Source organism: Clostridium ganghwense (genome assembly GCF_026735165.1).
Classification (GTDB): domain Bacteria; phylum Bacillota; class Clostridia; order Clostridiales; family Clostridiaceae; genus Clostridium_H; species Clostridium_H ganghwense.
In genome coordinates, this window is the sequence record NZ_JAPQES010000001.1 from 895,346 (window position 1) to 913,754 (window position 18,409).

The following is an 18,409-nucleotide window of genomic DNA, read 5'->3' on the forward strand; positions in this document are numbered from 1 at the left end:
TGCTTATTTTATTTATTCCATTTTAAAAATTCTGTTATAAATAAATCTATATCTCCATCCATAACAGCATCTACATTTCCCATTTCTGAGTTAGTTCTATGGTCTTTTACCATAGTATATGGTTGGAATACATAAGATCTTATTTGACTTCCCCAACCATTATCTTTTAAGTCTCCTGTGAGCTCTTCAATTTTTTCTTTATGAGCTCTTTCTTTAAGTTCAGCAAGCTTTGATTTTAACATACTCATAGCTGTATCTTTGTTTTGAAATTGGCTTCTTTCACTTTGACACTGAACAACTATACCTGTAGGTATATGAGTTATTCTAACAGCTGAATCTGTTTTATTTATATGCTGTCCACCTGCTCCACTTGCACGATAAGTATCTATCTTTAAATCATCATCTTTTATTGCTATATCTTGACTTTCAGTAAGTTCTGGCAACACTTCCATAGATGCAAAAGAAGTTTGTCTTTTACCATTAGCATTAAAAGGAGAAATTCTAACTAATCTATGGATTCCTTTTTCTGCTTTTAAATAACCATAGACAAATTCTCCTGTTATTTTTAAGTCTACGTTCTTAATTCCAGCTTCATCCCCTGGTAGCAAACTTAAAGTTTCTACCTTATATCCTTTTTTCTCTGCCCATCTCGTATACATTCTCAAAAGCATTTGAGTCCAATCCTGTGCATCTGTACCACCTGCTCCTGAATGTAATGATACTATTGCATTATTTCTGTCATATTCTCCTGAAAGAAGTATTTCTATCTTAAATTGTTCTATTGTATTTTCAATTTCATTTATTTCATTGATTATTTCATCTAAGGAAGTTTCATCTTCTTCCTCTATACTCATTTCTATTAAAACTTCTGTATCTTCCAGTCTAGTCTTAGTATTATTATATTTATCTAATCTATCTTTTAAGTTTTTTGCTTCTTGAGTAGTTTCCTGTGCTCTATTTACATCATCCCAAAAATCAGATTCCTGCATTGTATTTTCAAGCTCCGATACTCTCTTTTCTATACCAGCAATGTCAAAGTGAAACCCTCACTTCGTCTAAATTTTTATTAATTTCAGCAGTTTTATTCTTAGCTTCTTCTAACTGAATTATCATAAACTCACCCTCTCCATTTTAAATAGTAGCCAGTAGATTATATAATTAAAAAACCCAGCGTAGCTGGATTTTTTAATTTTTTATTTAATAGTTCATTACTTTTATCTTAAAGTCCTCTTCCGCAGCAATTTTTATATTTCTTACCACTTCCACAAGGACATGAATCATTTCTTCCTATCTTTTCTTCTTTTCTTCTTACTGGTTCATGTTTAACCGAATCGTCTCCAGATTGATTTGTTGAAGTTTCTTTTGCTACTCTTTCTCTTTCTGGTGCTCTCTCAAGTTGAACATGGAACAAGTACTTAATAGTATCTATCTTAATATTTTCAGTCATTTGTTCAAACATTTCACTACCTTCAAACTGATATGCTTGTGTAGGATCTTGTTGTCTATACGCTCTTAGTCCTATACCTTGTTTTAAATGATCCATATCATCTATATGAGCCATCCACTTAGTATCAACAACTTTAAGAAGAACAACTCTCTCAACTTCTCTTATTTGTTCTGAACCAAACATTTCTTCTTTCTCTGCATACATATCTTTAGCTATTTTAACAAGCTTTTCTTTTATTTCATCATCAGATAGAACTTTAAGTTCATCAACAGTTACAGTTTCTTTTGGTAAATATATTTCTTCTAAATATGCAATAAGCTTTTCTATGTCCTCTTCTAGGTTTTCATCTAAACCTGACATATGTGCATTAACTGCTGATACTATAACATCTTCTATCATATCTTGAATTTCTTCTTTTAAAGATTCACCTTGAAGAACTTCGCCTCTTTGCTTATACATAACTTCTCTTTGTTGATTCATAACATCATCGTATTGTAATACAGTTTTACGAACATCGAAGTTATTTCCTTCAACTTTCTTTTGGGCATTTTCGATTGCACCTGTAACCATTTTACTTTCTATTACATCCTCATCACTTAATCCTAACTTTTCGACTATCCCTTGAAGTCTTTCTGATCCAAATATTCTCATTAAATCATCTTCTAATGAAACATAGAATCTAGAGAAACCTGGATCTCCCTGACGACCAGAACGACCTCTTAATTGATTATCTATACGTCTTGATTCATGTCTTTCAGTACCTATTACCTTAAGTCCTCCAACTTCTGCAACACCTTCGCCAAGCTTAATGTCCGTACCACGACCAGCCATATTAGTAGCTATAGTTATTCTTCCTTTTTCACCTGCATCTGCTACTATTTCAGCTTCTTTTTCATGATATTTAGCGTTAAGAACTTTATGAGGTACTCCTTTTCTTTTTAACATATCTGAAAGAAGTTCAGATTTTTCTATACTTACTGTACCAACAAGTACTGGCTGCCCTTTTTTATAGGTTTCTTCTATATCATTAACTATTGCTTTATACTTACCTTTTTCAGATTTATATACTAAATCTGATGCATCTTTTCTAGCTATTGGTCTATTAGTAGGTATAATTACTACGTCTAAACCATAGATCTCTCTGAACTCACCTTCTTCTGTTTCAGCTGTTCCTGTCATACCTGAAAGCTTAGTATACATTCTGAAGTAATTTTGGAAAGTAATAGTTGCAAGAGTTTTAGATTCTTTTTGAATTTTAACTCCTTCTTTAGCTTCTATCGCTTGGTGAAGACCATCACTATATCTTCTACCTTCCATAAGTCTTCCAGTAAATTCATCAACAATAATAATTTCATCATCTTTTACCATATAGTCTTTGTCTCTCTTCATAGTGTAACTAGCTTTTAAAGCTTGAACTACATGGTGTTGTACTTGCATATTTTCTGCATCTGCATAGTTTTCTAGATGGAAAAATTTCTCTGCTTTTTCTACACCTTCATCCGTTAATATAACAGAATTAGTTTTTTCATCTACTGTATAATCATCTTCACTTAAAGTTTTTGCAAAAAAGTCAGCAACTCTATAAAAATCTGTAGATTTTTCTCCCTCACCTGAAATGATAAGAGGTGTTCTAGCTTCGTCAATCAAGATAGAGTCAACCTCATCGACTATACAGAAATTTAGTTCTCTTTGAACTTTCTCTTCTTTGTATATTACCATGTTGTCTCTAAGATAATCGAATCCAAATTCATTATTAGTTCCATAAGTTATATCAGAATTATAGGCTTCACGTCTTTCATTATTATCCAAATCATGGATTATAACTCCACTTGTTAAACCTAAAAATTCGTAAAGTTCATTCATTTGGTCTCTATCTCTTTTAGCAAGATAGTCGTTAACAGTAATTATATGAACCCCTTTACTACTTAAAGCATTTAAGTATGCTGGTAAAGTAGCAACAAGAGTCTTACCTTCCCCTGTTCTCATTTCAGCAATTCTTCCTTGATGAAGCACTATTCCTCCTACTAATTGTACTCTATAATGCTTCATTTTTAAAACTCTCCATGAAGCTTCTCTGCATACAGCAAAAGCTTCTGGTAAAATATCATCTAATGTCTCACCCTTTGAAAGTCTTTCTTTAAACTCTTCTGTTTTATTCTTTAATTCCTCATCGCTTAATTTTTGCATGTCTTCATCTAATGCTTCAATTTTATCTACTATTGGTTTTATTTTTTTCAATTCTCTATCACTATACGAACCAAATATCTTTTCAAATAAACCCATTTATCTTCATCCTCACTAACTATATTTTGAATTTCATATAAAACTGTCTAATTTTATTTACACTCATTGTATTATAACACTTAATCATATACCATTCAATAACTATAACTTTTAAATAATTTTTACATTTATATTAACAATATATTAACTATTTAATACATTAAAACTTATTTTAAAGATAGTTTTATTATCTATAAATATCTATAAATAAAAAAAAGGAGGAAAATTCCTCCTTTTTTTTAAACTGCCGGCTCTATAAGACCATAATGACCATCTTTTCTCTTATATAAAACATTAACTTCATTAGTATCTGCATTAGTATATACAAAGAAGTTATGTCCTAAAAGTTCCATTTGAAGTAAAGCTTCCTCGCTACTCATTGGCTTTATTGGAAATTTCTTAGTCTTCACTATTTTAGAATCTATATCTTCATCCTTAGGGATATATTCTGGAATAAATTGAAATTTTAATGCATCTCCATATTTTCTTCTTTGTAATTTAGTTTTTTGTTTTCTTATTTGTCTTTCCATTTTTTCTAAAACTATATCTATAGCTGCATACATATCTTCATTTACTTCTTCCCCTCTTAATATAACTCCATTAAAAGGTATTGTAACCTCTATTATCTGTCTAGTTTTTTCTACACTTAAAGTTGCATTGACTTCTACATTAGGGTCAAAGTACTTGTCTAATTTAGATAGTTTATTTTCTACTGCGTTTCTTAACCCATTTGTTATTGCTATGTTTTTACCCATTACTGTTATATTCATAAAGCCAGCCCCTTTCTGGTATATCTTCTATTATGTCTTTGAAGATATTTGATTAATATTTGTCCTTCTGTACTATTATTTTATTACTAATCAACATAAATAACAACTAAAATAAACTGAATTTACGAAATATTTAATTAATTTATAACGTTATACTACAGTTTCTCTTATGTTTCTTCTTTTTTTCACTATAATTTATTAGAGGAATTTTTTTTAATTTTGTGTTAGAATAGATGTGAAGGGCATTTATAAACTACTTTTAGCACAAGTCAATATTATCACTTCACTTGCTCCACTTCTAAGCATAGCTTTTGCACAATAAAAACTTGTAGCACCTGTGGTTATAACATCATCAACCAATAATATTCTTTTGTTTTTGAGATACTTTATGTTTATACACTTAAAAGAATCCTTAAGATTTTTCCATCGTTCTTCTCCATTTAAACCTATCTGATCCTTAGTATTGTTGAATTTTACTAAAAACTCTAAACTTTTAGTATCTATTTTATAACTAATAGTCCTAGCTAAATATTTGCTTTGATTATAACCCCTTTTTTTTATGGACTTTTTTGTTGAAGGTACATATGTAATAACATCAAATTTAATATTTTGTTTTCTAATAGTATCTACCATATACTGTACTAAAACTTCTCCTGCTTTAAAATCATTTTTATATTTTAAATTTATTATTAATTCCTTTATTATACCTGAATAGTAAGCTGAACTAAAACATTTAACTTCAAAAGTTTCTTCACAAATTTTGAAATATTCTTTGCACAATTTTACTTCAGCTCTACATTTATTACATAAAAGTTTTTCATCACTTACATATTCATTGCATATAGTGCATTCTCTGCCATCACTATATATAACATTTAGTATACAATGCCATAAGTATTTTATATTTTTAATAAGTTCATTTCCCATGCTTCTTTATTGAAATGTCTAGTTATATTTTTAGCCTTATCCATATCTTCCGTTTCATATTTGCCTAAAAATACAACTTCGCCTCTACGGCTTTTCCCACTTCTCCCTACCTTTCCACAAAGATAAACTAATTTTTTGTAATCGAATAATTTGTCATCTGCAAAAAACACCATAACATTTACATTTTTTATATCAAAATGAAAATCATTAGTTACCATTATCCCTTGTTTCATTTTCATAAAATTATATAAAACTTTCTCTTCATTTTTATTCTTAATAAAAGATATAATATTTCTATTAATTTTACTACAATACACTGATAAATATTGGTAAACTTTTTTAACTTTTTCCTCATTTGGAACATATACCATTACTTTTTGATTTGTTTTTATAGACCATTCTAGATACTCATAAGCTACATATGGAATATCTTTATTTATGTTTATTCTAGTACCAATAAACTTTGGTTCTATTACCGGATAACTATTGCCTCTCACTGGTAAAAGTATTTCTCTCTTATTTTTAAAAGTTTTTTCTATACAATAAGATATCACCTTAGCATTATCTTTAGCCTTACTTACCATTGCTTCAATAATCTCGTAATTAGTACGGGATGAAAAACTTTTTATATCATCATAAATTACTAAATCAAATTTATCATCTAATTTACTTAACATATCATGCTTACTTATTATTAATAATGCATCATTATAATTACTTTTTTCTTTTACATAAGTATATCTTCTGAATTTACTTTTTCTCTTTATTTTTTCAATAATTTCTATATGGATACTATTTTCATCTGTTATATATAATACTTTTTTGTTTCTATAAACATAATTTAAAATAATATTCAAAAATATCTCTGATGAATTATATGGTGGTGATATTACATTTAAATATTTTTCTCTACTAGAACTCCAAGCTACTATTTGTTCACTTATTTTTTTCTTTTTTATATTAATATCTGAATGATTTAAATTCATTTTCATTCTTCATCCTCTCCAATTAAACTATCATTAGAATCAACAATTTCATCTTCTAAAATATTTAATATTCTCCATTTTAGTGCAGAATATCTTTCAAAACTTCTATTATTGTTAATCATAAAATGAATAGCTTTTGGAAGCCCTACCAAAACCACCATTTGCTTTGCTCTAGTTATACCTGTATAAAACAAATTTTTGTTCATAAGTAGTGGAGGTCCCATAAACATAGGCATAATAACTACCGGAAACTCACTTCCTTGACTCTTATGTACTGTCATAGCGTATGCCAATTCAAGTTCATCTAAATACATATCCTCATAAACAATCTTTCTTTCTTCATCAAATATAACAGTAATCTTATCTTCTTCTACTTCGCCAACATATCCTATGTCACCATTGAATACTCCAAGTCCTTCATTCTCACCTTCGCCTTCTATTCTAGTCCATTTCAAGTTATAATTATTCTTAGTTTGCATTACCTTATCTCCTACTCTAAAAATAATATCCTTGAATTCTTTTTCATTTTTTTCCTTACTCTTTGGATTTAATACTTCTTGAAGTCTGGTATTTAAATTAGCTATCCCTAGTGATCCTTTTCTCATAGGAGATAATATCTGTATATCTTTAACCTTATTCCACTTCTTATTAAACTTAGGCAATCTTTTGTGAATAAGTTCCAATAAAGTATCTACTATTTTTTCTCCATCTTCACAATTTAAAAAATAAAAATCTTTATTCTTTTTATTCAAAATAGGCATTTCTCCATTGTTAATTTTATGTGCATTAACCACAATCATACTTTCTTCTGCCTGTCTAAATATATCCTTCAACCTTACAACTTTAACACATTTACTCTCTATTAAATCTCTTAGTACATTTCCTGGTCCTACAGAAGGAAGTTGGTCTGCATCTCCAACTATAATAAGTCTTGTACCCATAGGTATAGCCTTTAAAAGATTATTCATTAGTAGAATATCTATCATTGATGCTTCATCAATTATTAAAACATCGCATTGCAGCGGAGATTCTTCACTTCTTAAAAAGTCCCTCCCCTCTTCGTCATTAACTCCTAACTCTAATAATCTATGAATTGTTTTGGATTCTCTTCCTGTAGCTTCACTCATTCTTTTTGCAGCACGTCCTGTTGGTGCTGCCATGAAAACCGTCATTGAAGCCGCTTCAAATATTTCTGTTATACATTTAATTATAGTTGTCTTTCCTGTACCAGGTCCTCCAGTTATAATTTCAATTCCATTTTCAAAAGCCCCCTTAATTGCTTCCACTTGTATTTCTGCAAACTTTATATTATTCTCTTTTTCAAACTGATGTATTTCTTTACTTACATCAATTTTAACAGCATCATAACCACTAGTTGTAAGAGTTAATGTCTTACTAGCAACTGACAATTCACAATAATAATACGGCATAGTAAAGACACATTCTTCTCCTTTAATTACTTCTACTTTTAATGTTCCATTTAACATAGACTCTTGTAAATTCTTTTCAATAACTTCTTTATTTACTCCAAGTATACTTTTAGCTTGCTTTAATAATTGTTCTAAAGGCATATAGGTATTCCCCATACCACAAAATTGATTTACTATATATCTTATGCCACATTGTATTCTAAATGGAGAATCTTTTTCTATACCTAAACTTCTTGCAATTTTATCAGCAGTTTTAAATCCTATCCCAGCTATTTCATCTGTTAATGCATAAGGGTTTTCCTTAACTACATTTATAGAATTCACTCCATATCTTTTATGTATTTTCACACATTGCTTTACAGTTACTCCATAAGTTTGAAGAAAAACCATTATATTTCTTATTTCTCTCTGTTTGGAATAAGCCTTTGAAATAGTCTCTATTTTTTTAGTTCCAATACCATCTATCTCTTTCAATCTCTCAATATCGTTATCAAGTATATCCAAAGTTTCTTCACCAAACTGAGCTACAATTTTTTTTGCAGTAACTGGTCCTATACCTGATATTACTCCAGAAGATAAATATTTTTCAATTCCATCAAGAGAATTTGGAACAACTTCTTCACAAGCTTTAACCTTAAACTGTTGTCCAAATTGAGGATGAATAACCCATTCTCCAAGTAATTTTAAATTTTGTCCTTCCATAATATAAGGTATACATCCCGTTATGGTTATTTTATGCTTTTTTTCTTTTATATGTGCAACAACATAGCCATTATCTTCATTTTGGAAAATTATATCTTCCACTGTTCCTTGTATCTCAGTCATAAAATCGCTCCTAAAATTCATTTACTTCTATTAATTATAATGTAATTACTTACTATTTCTCAACTATTCTATAACAATTATTATTTTTGACATAAGTAATCTTTAATAAACAATATCAAAAGTTTAGTTTCTGCATAAATTTATAAAACAAAAATAAAGGACTAATGCTCTTTTTATCTACATTAGCCCTTTATTTTTATAAACTATAACATCAAACCATAGTTAGTCTTTTAAATTGTATATAAATTTTTTTTATAAAAGTTTTTTAATCTCTTCAACTTTATCTAAGTTTTCCCATGGAAGCTCTACATCTGTTCTTCCGAAGTGACCATAAGCTGCTGTCTTTTTGTATATAGGTCTTCTTAAATCTAAGTCTCTAATTATAGCACCAGGTCTTAAATCAAATACCTTATTAACAATTTCAACTATTTTATCATTAGCAATTTTTCCAGTTCCAAATGTATTTACTAAAAGAGAAACTGGTTTTGCAACACCTATTGCATAAGCAAGACCTATTTCAAGCTTATCTGCAACACCTGCTGCTACTAAGTTTTTAGCAACCCATCTTGCAGCATAAGCAGCTGATCTATCTACCTTTGTTGGATCTTTTCCTGAGAAAGCACCACCACCGTGTCTACCTGATCCACCATAAGTGTCAACTATAATTTTTCTTCCTGTAAGTCCAGCATCTCCTTGTGGACCACCTATTACAAATCTTCCAGTAGGGTTTATGTAATATTTAGTTTCTTCATCTAACCATTCACTTGGTATCACTGCTTTTATTACATGTTCCATTAAATCCTTTTGAATTTGTTCTTGAGTAACTTCTGGTCCATGTTGAGTAGATACAACAACAGCATCTATTCTAACAGGTTTATCATCTTCATATTCAACTGTAACTTGTGTTTTACCATCTGGTCTCAAATAATCTAAAGTTCCATTTTTCCTTACTTCTGTTAATCTTCTTGAAAGTTTATGAGCCATATTTATTGCAAGTGGCATATATTCTGGAGTTTCATTTGTTGCAAATCCAAACATAAGTCCTTGATCTCCAGCACCTACTGCTTCAATTTCATCTTTTTCTCCTAATTTTGATTCTAATGCTTCGTCTACTCCCATAGCTATGTCTTGTGATTGTTCATCTATAGATGTAAGCACTGAGCAAGTATCTGCATCAAATCCAAATTTAGCTCTTGTATATCCTATTTCTTTTATTGTATTTCTTACAAGCTTAGGAATATCTACATAACAATTAGTTGTTATTTCTCCTATTACCATAACCATTCCTGTAGTAACAGCTGTTTCGCAAGCAACTCTACCATTTGGGTCTTTTTCTAATATTGCATCTAATATTGAATCTGATATCTGGTCACATATTTTATCTGGATGTCCCTCTGTAACTGATTCTGAAGTAAATAATCTTTTCATTTTTACACTCCTCCCACAAAAATAATAAAACCTCTTCTCATTGAGAAGAGGTAGTTTAACATGGTTATATGATTTCCTTATCTTGCAGACTTTGCTCTTTGCTGCAGGAATTAGCACCTTAGTACAAGCTGTACTGGTTGCTGGGTTTCTCAGGGCCAGTCCCTCCACCTCTCTTGATAAGTATCTTTTCTTATCTTATATTTAATTTTTAAAGCACAATAATATTATCATAGTAAAATTATTGTGTCAATAAAATTCTTTATATTTGTTTATATATGAAAAAGACATCAATACTTGATGTCTTATGGTGGAGGAAGATGGATTCGAACCATCGAAACGAAACGTAACAGATTTACAGTCTGCCCCCTTTGGCCACTCGGGAACTCCTCCATAATTAAATTGTCATAAAATACTTTTTTTACTAATTTCATTTTATAAATGGTGGGCACAACAGGGCTCGAACCTGTGACCCCCTGCTTGTAAGGCAGATGCTCTCCCAGCTGAGCTATGCGCCCATTTATATGGTGGAGGAAGATGGATTCGAACCATCGAAACGAAACGTAACAGATTTACAGTCTGCCCCCTTTGGCCACTCGGGAATTCCTCCATAATTAAATTGTCATAAAACATTTTTCTACCAATTTCATTTTATAAATGGTGGGCACAACAGGGCTCGAACCTGTGACCCCCTGCTTGTAAGGCAGATGCTCTCCCAGCTGAGCTATGCGCCCATTTATATGGTGGAGGAAGATGGATTCGAACCATCGAAACGAAACGTAACAGATTTACAGTCTGCCCCCTTTGGCCACTCGGGAACTCCTCCGAAATTGGTGCTGGCACCAGGACTTGAACCCGGAACCTACTGATTACAAGTCAGTTGCTCTACCAGTTGAGCCATGCCAGCATGTTTTACTATTTTGTTGTTTTGTTGACGTCTCTTGCCTCGCCAACGAATATTAGTATACCTAGATATATGATTCTTTTCAAATCATTCAACCTTATTCACAGCAAATCTACTCATTCATTCTTGTTTTTTCGCTTTTTTTATCTATTTTTCACACATATTCAATTTATTTATTCTTTTGTTTTTGTTTTCACATTCCAGTAACATACCAACACTCTGTTTTTACTTTTTTTATGTTAATTCTTCCTCTTTATTTCAGCTATCTACTATATTATAATAAATAAGAGTTAAAGCTAAAAATATATGGAGGATAACTATGCAAAAACTATTAAGTAGATTTCGTAAAGCTGTAACTGATTTTAATCTCATTCAATCAGGTGATAAAATAGCAGTAGGATTATCAGGTGGTAAAGATAGCATAACTTTATTACAATTATTAGCTGCTTATAAAAGATTCTCCCCAGAACCTTTCGAATTAATTGCAATAACCATTGACCCAGGATCCGGAGCGAATTTTAACGATATGATTGAAATGTGTAAAGATTTAAATGTACCATATTATCTATTCAAAACACGCATACAAGAAATAGTTTTCGACATCAGAAAAGAAAAAAATCCTTGTTCACTGTGTGCTAATTTAAGAAGAGGTTCTTTAAATGATCATGCAAAAAAATTAGGCTGTAATAAAATTGCCTTAGGTCATCATAAAAATGATGCTATCGAAACTCTTTTATTATCCATGTTTTATGAAGGTAGAATAAATACATTTCTTCCTAAAACTTATTTAGATAGATCTGATATAACAATAATTAGACCTATGATTTATATAGACGAACAACAAGTAATAACCCTTGCTGAAAAATATAAATTTCCTATAGTAGTTAGCGAATGTCCCGCAAACGGATTTACCAAAAGGGAATATATGAAAAATCTAACTTATAAACTTGAAGAAGATATTCCTGGACTAAAAAATAATTTATTGAACTCATTATCAAACACAGAACAATTAAATATTTGGTTTAAAGAAAACAAAGAGAGTTAACCCCTTGTTAACTCTCTTTTTCAATAGCTTCCATATTAATATATTCATATAAGATATCCTTGAGTTTTTCATAATCCTTCTCTGATAATCTTTCTTTTGCTAGCATTAATGCGTCCTTTACACCTTCTTCTGCATCAGGACAATATAAATCTTTTTTTATTCTTCCAAAATCAAAAGGTGAAAGTTTACTTGCCATGAAAAAAAGCTTTTGCTTGTCTCTGAAGGATAATTCTTTTTTTATTACATCAGTTGATACTTTAAAAACAGGAAGCTCCTTTTGATCAACTTTTTTATATTCATTTTCATTACAAGTATATTCATATTTTTCGCTATTTTCACACGTTTCATTTATACTTATCTCTTTAGATTTATCAACTTTAATATGATTTTTATTCAAGTTATTATTGGATTCTAAGTTATTATTGCTTTCATCCTCATTATCATTATCATAATCTTTTTTTATATCATTTTTTTGCATATTACTTATATCTTTTTCAAATTTAGAACTATCATCACTACTTTTTTTATCATAATTTGATGACATGTTTTTTAAATTATTATTTTTATATAGCATAATATAACTTTTATTAATAAATTTAGGATTTTCCTCTTGATTAATTAATAACATTACACATACAGAAATCATAGTACACAAAATAACAATAACAGATAGACTTTTGTTATTCATAAATTCCCTCCTCTATTGTGTAATTATTCCATTTTTCATTTTTTTTATTCTTTTATTTCATATTGTTAACGGAATTTTCATATAAATTACCAAGGAGGTGTAATTCTATTGAATAAAGTAAAAGTCCACTATAAAAATAATTTATCTTATTATAAAATTGCTTATTTTTTAAAGGATTTCATTAATGCAAATTCAATAATAATTTGTATTGGTACAGATAGATGTATAGGTGATTGTCTAGGACCTTTAGTAGGAACATTATTAAAAACTGAAAACTTTCCTTTGAATGTATACGGAACTATTTCAGAACCTATACACGCTTTAAATATAGATAATAAACTACAAGAAATAAAAAAATTACATCCAGCCTCCAATATCATAGGTATAGATGCATGCTTAGGTGATAATAAAAATATAGGAGAAATACAAGCTAGAGACTATCCAATACATCCTGGTAAAGGAGTTGGAAAATTGCTTCCTGATGTAGGCGAAACCTCTATAATAGGTATTGTTGACTCAAGTGATAATAATGAACTCTTTACAAATAGAAATATTCGACTTAACTTAATTTTAAGTATGGCTAAAGTTATTTCTCATGCCTTAATTCATTCTTATTATCTTTCTTGCTTAAATGATAAGGATAAATATACTTCTATTTATTAAACAAAAGCTCTATAATTTTAAAAATTATAGAGCTGAGAATTTTATAAATAAATTTTAATATTTAATTATTCTATTAAATTAATATCTTGTCCTTTATATGATGCATCTATCTTATCCAAAAAGCTCAAAACATCTCCTGTTCCCAGTGCAACAGAAGAAATAGAGTCTTCAGCAACATATACAGGTACTTTTGTAACCTCTGTTATAAGTTTGTCTAACCCATTTAATAATGATCCACCACCTGTCATAACTATACCTTTATCAGCTATATCTGCTGCAAGTTCTGGTGGTGTCTTTTCTAATACTGAGTGAGTGCATTCTGCAATAGCATTTACAGCTTCACTTAAAGCTTCTCTCATCTCTTCTGAGGAAACACTTATATTTTTAGGAAGACCAGTTATTAAATCTCGTCCTCTTATTTCCATACTTATATTCTCTTCTCTCTTATATGCAGAACCAATATTTATTTTTAGTGCTTCTGCTGTTCTTTCTCCGATCATGAGCTTATGTTTTTTTCTTATATATTTTATAATTGATTCATCAAAATTATCTCCAGCAACTTTAATTGAACTTCTTACAACCATGCCCCCCAAAGAAATAACCGCAATATCAGTGGTTCCTCCACCAATATCAATAACCATATTACCACTTGCTTTTGTTATATCTAATCCTGACCCAATAGCTGCTGCTAATGGTTCTTCTATTAAGAATACTTTTTTCGCTCCTGCATTAACTGCTGCATCCTTTACAGCTCTCTTTTCAACTTCTGTAGCTTCACATGGAACACAAACAACAACTCTTGGTGCTCCTACTCTTTTATTACCACAAGCTTTTCTTATGAAATGCTTTAACATTTTTTCTGTAATATCATAATCAGAAATTACCCCATCCCTTAATGGACGAATTGCAACTATATTGCCAGGAGTCCTTCCTATCATTTGTCTAGCTTCTTCACCTACAGCTAAAACTTTATTAGAATTTCTATCTATAGCAACAACTGAAGGCTCCTTTAAAACAATCCCTTTTCCTTTAATGTAAACCAACACTGTAGCGGTACCCAAATCTATTCCCATATCTGTGCTCATTTTAAAAAACATTCCTATTTTCACTCCTGCTCTTTTGTATATTATCTTTATACATTTACCTATCATTTATTATAAACGTTTATGCCTCTTTATTCTATAGTTTTACAAAAAAATACCTTTTTTTTTTATGAAATAGGAATATTCTAACCTTCTAAAGTTTTGTATTTCATCTTTGTTGCTTTTCCACCTCTAATATGTCGTTCTGATTTGTTTAAATCTAAAACATCTTTCGCTTCCTTGGCTACTTGAGGATTTATTTTAGGTAACCTTTCTGTCATATCTTTGTGTATTGTGCTTTTACTTACTCCAAAAACCTTTGCTGTTTTTCTTATAGTAGCTTTGGATTCTATAATATACTTTGCAACTTCAATAACCCTTTCCTCAATGTAATCTTTCAAAGCGCTACCTCCTTAACCTTATATATTTATAAATATGCAATTACTGCATTTTAAATTACTATTCTATTATTTAGCCATTTTCCGAATAATATCAGAAAATGGCTATTAACTTAAAATCTAATATTTAATATACTTTCCAGGATTTTCACTTGTAGCTTGAGCCTCTCCTTTTGAACCCTTAAGAACCTCAAAATGTAAAAATTCTTTTCCATATTTCTCATTAGAACCTCTTACAGTTGTTGTACCTATCTTGCCTATTTCTTTTCCTTGAGTAACTTTATCACCTTTTTTTACTTTTATATTTTTATCCAAATTAGCGTAGACAGTTCTCATACCATATTCAGGATGATACATAACAACAGTTATTCCAAACGCTCCATTTTCTACTGATTTAACTTCTCCATCTGCTACAGCTTTTACCGGTGTTCCAACTTTAGCTTTTACATTTATCCCAAAATGTGGTCTGTCTGTTCCTGAAGTATCCCAATGTACAGGTGTCACTGAGTATTTCATAACAACTTTTCCTTCTACAGGTTTTACAAATTTAGGAGTTTTGGTTTTAGAAACGGCCACTCCTTTGCTTCCATTAGTTACAGGTTCTATTGCTGTATTTCTTGATATTGTTTTACTTTTTGTTTCATTTTTAACCTGCATTGCATTGTTATAGATTTCTTTTTTACTCTCTTCTTTTAAAGCTTTTGCAATATCATTTTCATCTTTAATATCAGCTTTTTGAACCTGTGATGTTTGTGGTTTATTCATAGCCTTCTTATTATTTTTAGTTGTTAACGCTGCAACTACAGCGACTATACACAAACACACAAATAGTACTACATAAAAACCCTCCTTTTCGAAAAATGATGATTTCTTATTATTGTCTTTGTTTTCCATAAAAACACCTCCTGTTTGTAGTTTGTCCTTTAGCCTATAAAAAATACATAAATTTTCAAAAAACTTTTCCTTTTTTTTCATCGATTTTTGACAAATTTACGCATAAAAAGAACACCTAACTTCTCGGTGTTCTTCGTATTTATATTTTTTTAATTTTTTATATTAAGTTTAATTACATCTACCCCTTGATAATAATGTTTTAATATTTCTTTATAGTCTTTCCCTTCTTTAGCCATCACATCTGCACCCCATTGACTCATTCCTACTCCATGTCCATAACCATTACAATTTACACAAACATTTTTGGTGCTAAAATCTATGGTAAAATTAGACGAAGTTAACCCCAATATACTTCTAAATTTTGAACCTGTTATATATGTATCTCCTATCTTTATTTTTTTTACACTTCCTCCTCTACTTCTTTCTAATATTTTTATTTGCTTTTTCAATGTTTTAGCACTTAACTTACTCTTAGGATATACTTTATTTAATATACTAGTAAGTTCATTATAAGTATACGTAAACTGAGTTTTATACTTTGGCGCCCTATCTTCTCCTGGACTTTCCACACTTTTTAAATATGGAACATCTTTACTAAATACATCTACAGCATCCTCAGTTCTTCCACCACTAGTAGAAAAATAATATGGTTCCATAACAAGTCTATTGTCATAAACCAAAACTTCCCCTTTAGTTTCATCTATTGCGTTACTTAATTTTTTCCAATATTGTTCTGCATATTTTTTAGGCCATAATTTTATTCTGTCATCTTTACTCATAAAAACTTGAAATTCTATAGTATCGTTTACATCTGCACCATTGGCATTTAAACTTTTTTCTCCCCCAAACTTTTCTAAGCGTGCAAGTCCATAAGTTCTAGCCGCAATAGCTTGTGCTTTTAAAGCTTCTATATCAAAATTAACTGGCATTTCACCAGCTACAACGCCCTTAACATATTCTTCAATATTCATTTTTTGTATTTTTTTATTTTTTGTAATATACACTTCTATATCTAAATCCCTACTACTATATTTTTCTAATATAATATTCTTTGATTTTTCTTTTAAATATTGTTGTTTGTTTTGCTTTGTTTTTTTTCCTATATAATTTTTATTATCAATTCCTACTATTAAAATAGCAAGCAGCAAAGTAAAAGATATAAAAATAAGTATTCCTAAGATAATTTTCTTCATAGAGTTATCTCCTTAATCTTTAATAAGTTTAATAAATCATACTATATTTTTATTAATGATATAGTAAAAAAATAACTCCTTTTAATTAAAAAATAAAAACCATATAGAATTATTTTATAAATCTACATGGTCTTTTGATAAAATTTCAGCTTGCTGAAATATAATATGTCATTTCAATTTCTCTCTACTCTTCTATATCTACTCGTTCAATATCCGCACCTAACTTTTTCAGCTTTTCTTCTATATTAACATATCCTCTATCTATATGATATATATCTCCAATTTTAGTACAGCCCTCTGCAGCAAGTGCAGCAATTATAAGAGCTGCACCAGCTCTTAAATCTGTTGCTTTCACCTCACAACCTGTAAAAATATCTACACCTTCAATTACAGCACATCTTCCATCTATTTTTATATTTCCACCCATTCTTTTAAGTTCTCCAGCATGCATAAATCTATTTTCAAAAATCGTTTCTGTAATTACACTAGTTCCTGGAACTGTACATAATAAACTCATCATTTGTGCCTGCATATCTGTTGGAAACCCAGGATAAGGCATAGTTTTAATATCTACAGGTCTAAATTCACTATTTCCATCTACTATTATGCTATCTCCTCTTTTTTCCATGCTAATTCCTATTTCTGTTAACTTTGCAATAATAGGTTTTAAATGCTCTTCATTCACTCTATTTATTTTTATTTTTCCTCTTGTAATTGCAGCTGCCGCCATAAAAGTACCTGCTTCTATTCTATCTGGTATAGGCTTATATCTTATTCCTTTTAGTTCTTTTACTCCAACTATTTTAATAGTGTCTGTTCCAGCTCCACTTATTTTTGCTCCCATACTATTTAAAAAATTAGCTAAATCCTGAATTTCTGGTTCTCCTGCAGCATTTTCCAAAATAGTTTCTCCTTCTGCTAAAACAGCAGCCATCATTATATTTTCCGTTGCTCCAACTGAAGGAAAATCCAAATATATTTTATTTCCTACTAACTTATTTGTAAATGCTTCTACATATCCATGACCTAAATTTATTTCTGCCCCCAATGCGCTAAACCCTTTTAAGTGTAAGTCAATAGGTCTAGTGCCTATGTTACATCCACCTGGTAGAGATATTTTGAATCTTCCAAACCTTGAAATCATAGGTCCCATAATGAGAAAAGATGCTCTCATTTTTCTAACCAATTCACTATCAGGCTCACCATTTATTAAATTAGAATTATTAATTAAAATTTCATCTTCTTCTATAGTAATGTTTGAATTAATTGACTTCAAAACATCACATATAACAAAAACATCTTCAAGCATAGGTGCTTTTTCTATCACACATATTTCTTTACATAAAATACTAGCTGCTATTATAGGAAGTACAGCATTTTTTGCTGAACTTATATTTACTTCCCCATTTAATTTTTTACCACCTTTAACCAATATCTTTTTCATTGATA

General features: G+C 30.0%; 15 protein-coding genes, 6 tRNA genes and 1 riboswitch. Of the genes, 2 read left to right on the plus strand and 19 right to left on the minus strand.

Translation table 11 applies throughout. The features are described from left to right. Nucleotides 1–8: 8 nt before the first annotated feature. The 13 genes from prfB to OXH55_RS04120 form a co-directional block, all read right to left on the minus strand. A protein-coding gene (gene prfB / locus OXH55_RS04060; protein WP_268048168.1) for a peptide chain release factor 2 occupies nt 9–1,113 on the minus strand; the annotation gives its coding sequence in 2 pieces (ribosomal slippage) (nt 9–1,034 and nt 1,036–1,113; 1,104 coding nt in all). Between the two features lie 106 nt (nt 1,114–1,219). Continuing rightward, nucleotides 1,220–3,730, minus strand: coding sequence for a preprotein translocase subunit SecA (gene secA, locus OXH55_RS04065; RefSeq protein ID WP_268048169.1), 2,511 nt, complete (start codon nt 3,728–3,730; stop codon nt 1,220–1,222). A gap of 239 nt (nt 3,731–3,969) precedes the next feature. Next, nucleotides 3,970–4,500 (minus strand): ribosome hibernation-promoting factor, HPF/YfiA family, encoded by a 531-nt coding sequence (gene hpf, locus OXH55_RS04070; RefSeq protein ID WP_268048170.1) that lies wholly within the window; start codon nt 4,498–4,500, stop codon nt 3,970–3,972. 246 nt (nt 4,501–4,746) lie between these two features. After that, nucleotides 4,747–5,427, minus strand: coding sequence for a ComF family protein (locus OXH55_RS04075; protein WP_268048171.1), 681 nt, complete (start codon nt 5,425–5,427; stop codon nt 4,747–4,749). Next, nucleotides 5,400–6,419 (minus strand): hypothetical protein, encoded by a 1,020-nt coding sequence (locus OXH55_RS04080; RefSeq protein ID WP_268048172.1) that lies wholly within the window; start codon nt 6,417–6,419, stop codon nt 5,400–5,402. The genes OXH55_RS04075 and OXH55_RS04080 overlap by 28 nt, the downstream gene beginning before the upstream one ends. Further along, nucleotides 6,416–8,668, minus strand: coding sequence for an SF1B family DNA helicase RecD2 (recD2, locus tag OXH55_RS04085; protein ID WP_268048173.1), 2,253 nt, complete (start codon nt 8,666–8,668; stop codon nt 6,416–6,418). The genes OXH55_RS04080 and recD2 overlap by 4 nt, the downstream gene beginning before the upstream one ends. A gap of 252 nt (nt 8,669–8,920) precedes the next feature. Then, entirely contained in the window at nt 8,921–10,096 is a 1,176-nt protein-coding gene (gene metK / locus OXH55_RS04090; RefSeq protein WP_268048174.1) for a methionine adenosyltransferase, read from the minus strand. Between the two features lie 74 nt (nt 10,097–10,170). Beyond that, nucleotides 10,171–10,279: riboswitch (SAM riboswitch) on the minus strand. A 122-nt stretch (nt 10,280–10,401) separates the two neighbouring features. Beyond that, nucleotides 10,402–10,486, minus strand: a tRNA-Tyr gene (locus tag OXH55_RS04095). Between the two features lie 49 nt (nt 10,487–10,535). Then, a tRNA-Val gene (locus OXH55_RS04100) sits at nt 10,536–10,611 on the minus strand. Nucleotides 10,612–10,618: 7 nt separating this feature from the next. After that, nucleotides 10,619–10,703 (minus strand) — tRNA-Tyr (locus tag OXH55_RS04105). A 48-nt stretch (nt 10,704–10,751) separates the two neighbouring features. Continuing rightward, nucleotides 10,752–10,827, minus strand: a tRNA-Val gene (locus tag OXH55_RS04110). Between the two features lie 7 nt (nt 10,828–10,834). After that, nucleotides 10,835–10,919: transfer RNA gene (locus OXH55_RS04115), tRNA-Tyr, on the minus strand. Nucleotides 10,920–10,924: 5 nt separating this feature from the next. Further along, nucleotides 10,925–11,000, minus strand: a tRNA-Thr gene (locus OXH55_RS04120). Nucleotides 11,001–11,316: 316 nt separating this feature from the next. Here OXH55_RS04120 and OXH55_RS04125 point away from each other — a divergent pair. Further along, complete coding sequence (locus tag OXH55_RS04125) at nt 11,317–12,042, plus strand: PP-loop family protein (protein ID WP_268048175.1); 726 nt, start codon at nt 11,317–11,319, stop codon at nt 12,040–12,042. 7 nt (nt 12,043–12,049) lie between these two features. Here OXH55_RS04125 and OXH55_RS04130 read toward each other — a convergent pair whose 3' ends face one another. Next, nucleotides 12,050–12,730: a hypothetical protein gene (locus OXH55_RS04130; protein ID WP_268048176.1), complete on the minus strand. Its 681-nt coding sequence runs from the start codon at nt 12,728–12,730 to the stop codon at nt 12,050–12,052. 108 nt (nt 12,731–12,838) lie between these two features. Here OXH55_RS04130 and yyaC point away from each other — a divergent pair, with 108 nt between their 5' ends. Next, complete coding sequence (gene yyaC, locus OXH55_RS04135; RefSeq protein WP_268048177.1) at nt 12,839–13,393, plus strand: spore protease YyaC; 555 nt, start codon at nt 12,839–12,841, stop codon at nt 13,391–13,393. 65 nt (nt 13,394–13,458) lie between these two features. Here yyaC and mreB read toward each other — a convergent pair whose 3' ends face one another. From mreB to murA, 5 genes are all read right to left on the minus strand, one after another. Then, nucleotides 13,459–14,490, minus strand: coding sequence for a rod shape-determining protein (gene mreB / locus OXH55_RS04140; RefSeq protein WP_268049017.1), 1,032 nt, complete (start codon nt 14,488–14,490; stop codon nt 13,459–13,461). A gap of 131 nt (nt 14,491–14,621) precedes the next feature. Then, the gene (gene spoIIID / locus OXH55_RS04145; RefSeq protein WP_268048178.1) at nt 14,622–14,876 is read right to left on the minus strand and encodes a sporulation transcriptional regulator SpoIIID; all 255 of its coding nucleotides are present in this window, start codon (nt 14,874–14,876) and stop codon (nt 14,622–14,624) included. A gap of 117 nt (nt 14,877–14,993) precedes the next feature. Continuing rightward, nucleotides 14,994–15,767, minus strand: coding sequence for a M23 family metallopeptidase (locus OXH55_RS04150; RefSeq protein ID WP_268048179.1), 774 nt, complete (start codon nt 15,765–15,767; stop codon nt 14,994–14,996). 149 nt (nt 15,768–15,916) lie between these two features. Then, nucleotides 15,917–16,960, minus strand: coding sequence for a stage II sporulation protein D (gene spoIID / locus OXH55_RS04155; RefSeq protein WP_268048180.1), 1,044 nt, complete (start codon nt 16,958–16,960; stop codon nt 15,917–15,919). A 184-nt stretch (nt 16,961–17,144) separates the two neighbouring features. Continuing rightward, the gene (gene murA / locus OXH55_RS04160) at nt 17,145–18,404 is read right to left on the minus strand and encodes a UDP-N-acetylglucosamine 1-carboxyvinyltransferase (RefSeq protein WP_268048181.1); all 1,260 of its coding nucleotides are present in this window, start codon (nt 18,402–18,404) and stop codon (nt 17,145–17,147) included. Nucleotides 18,405–18,409 lie beyond the last annotated feature (5 nt).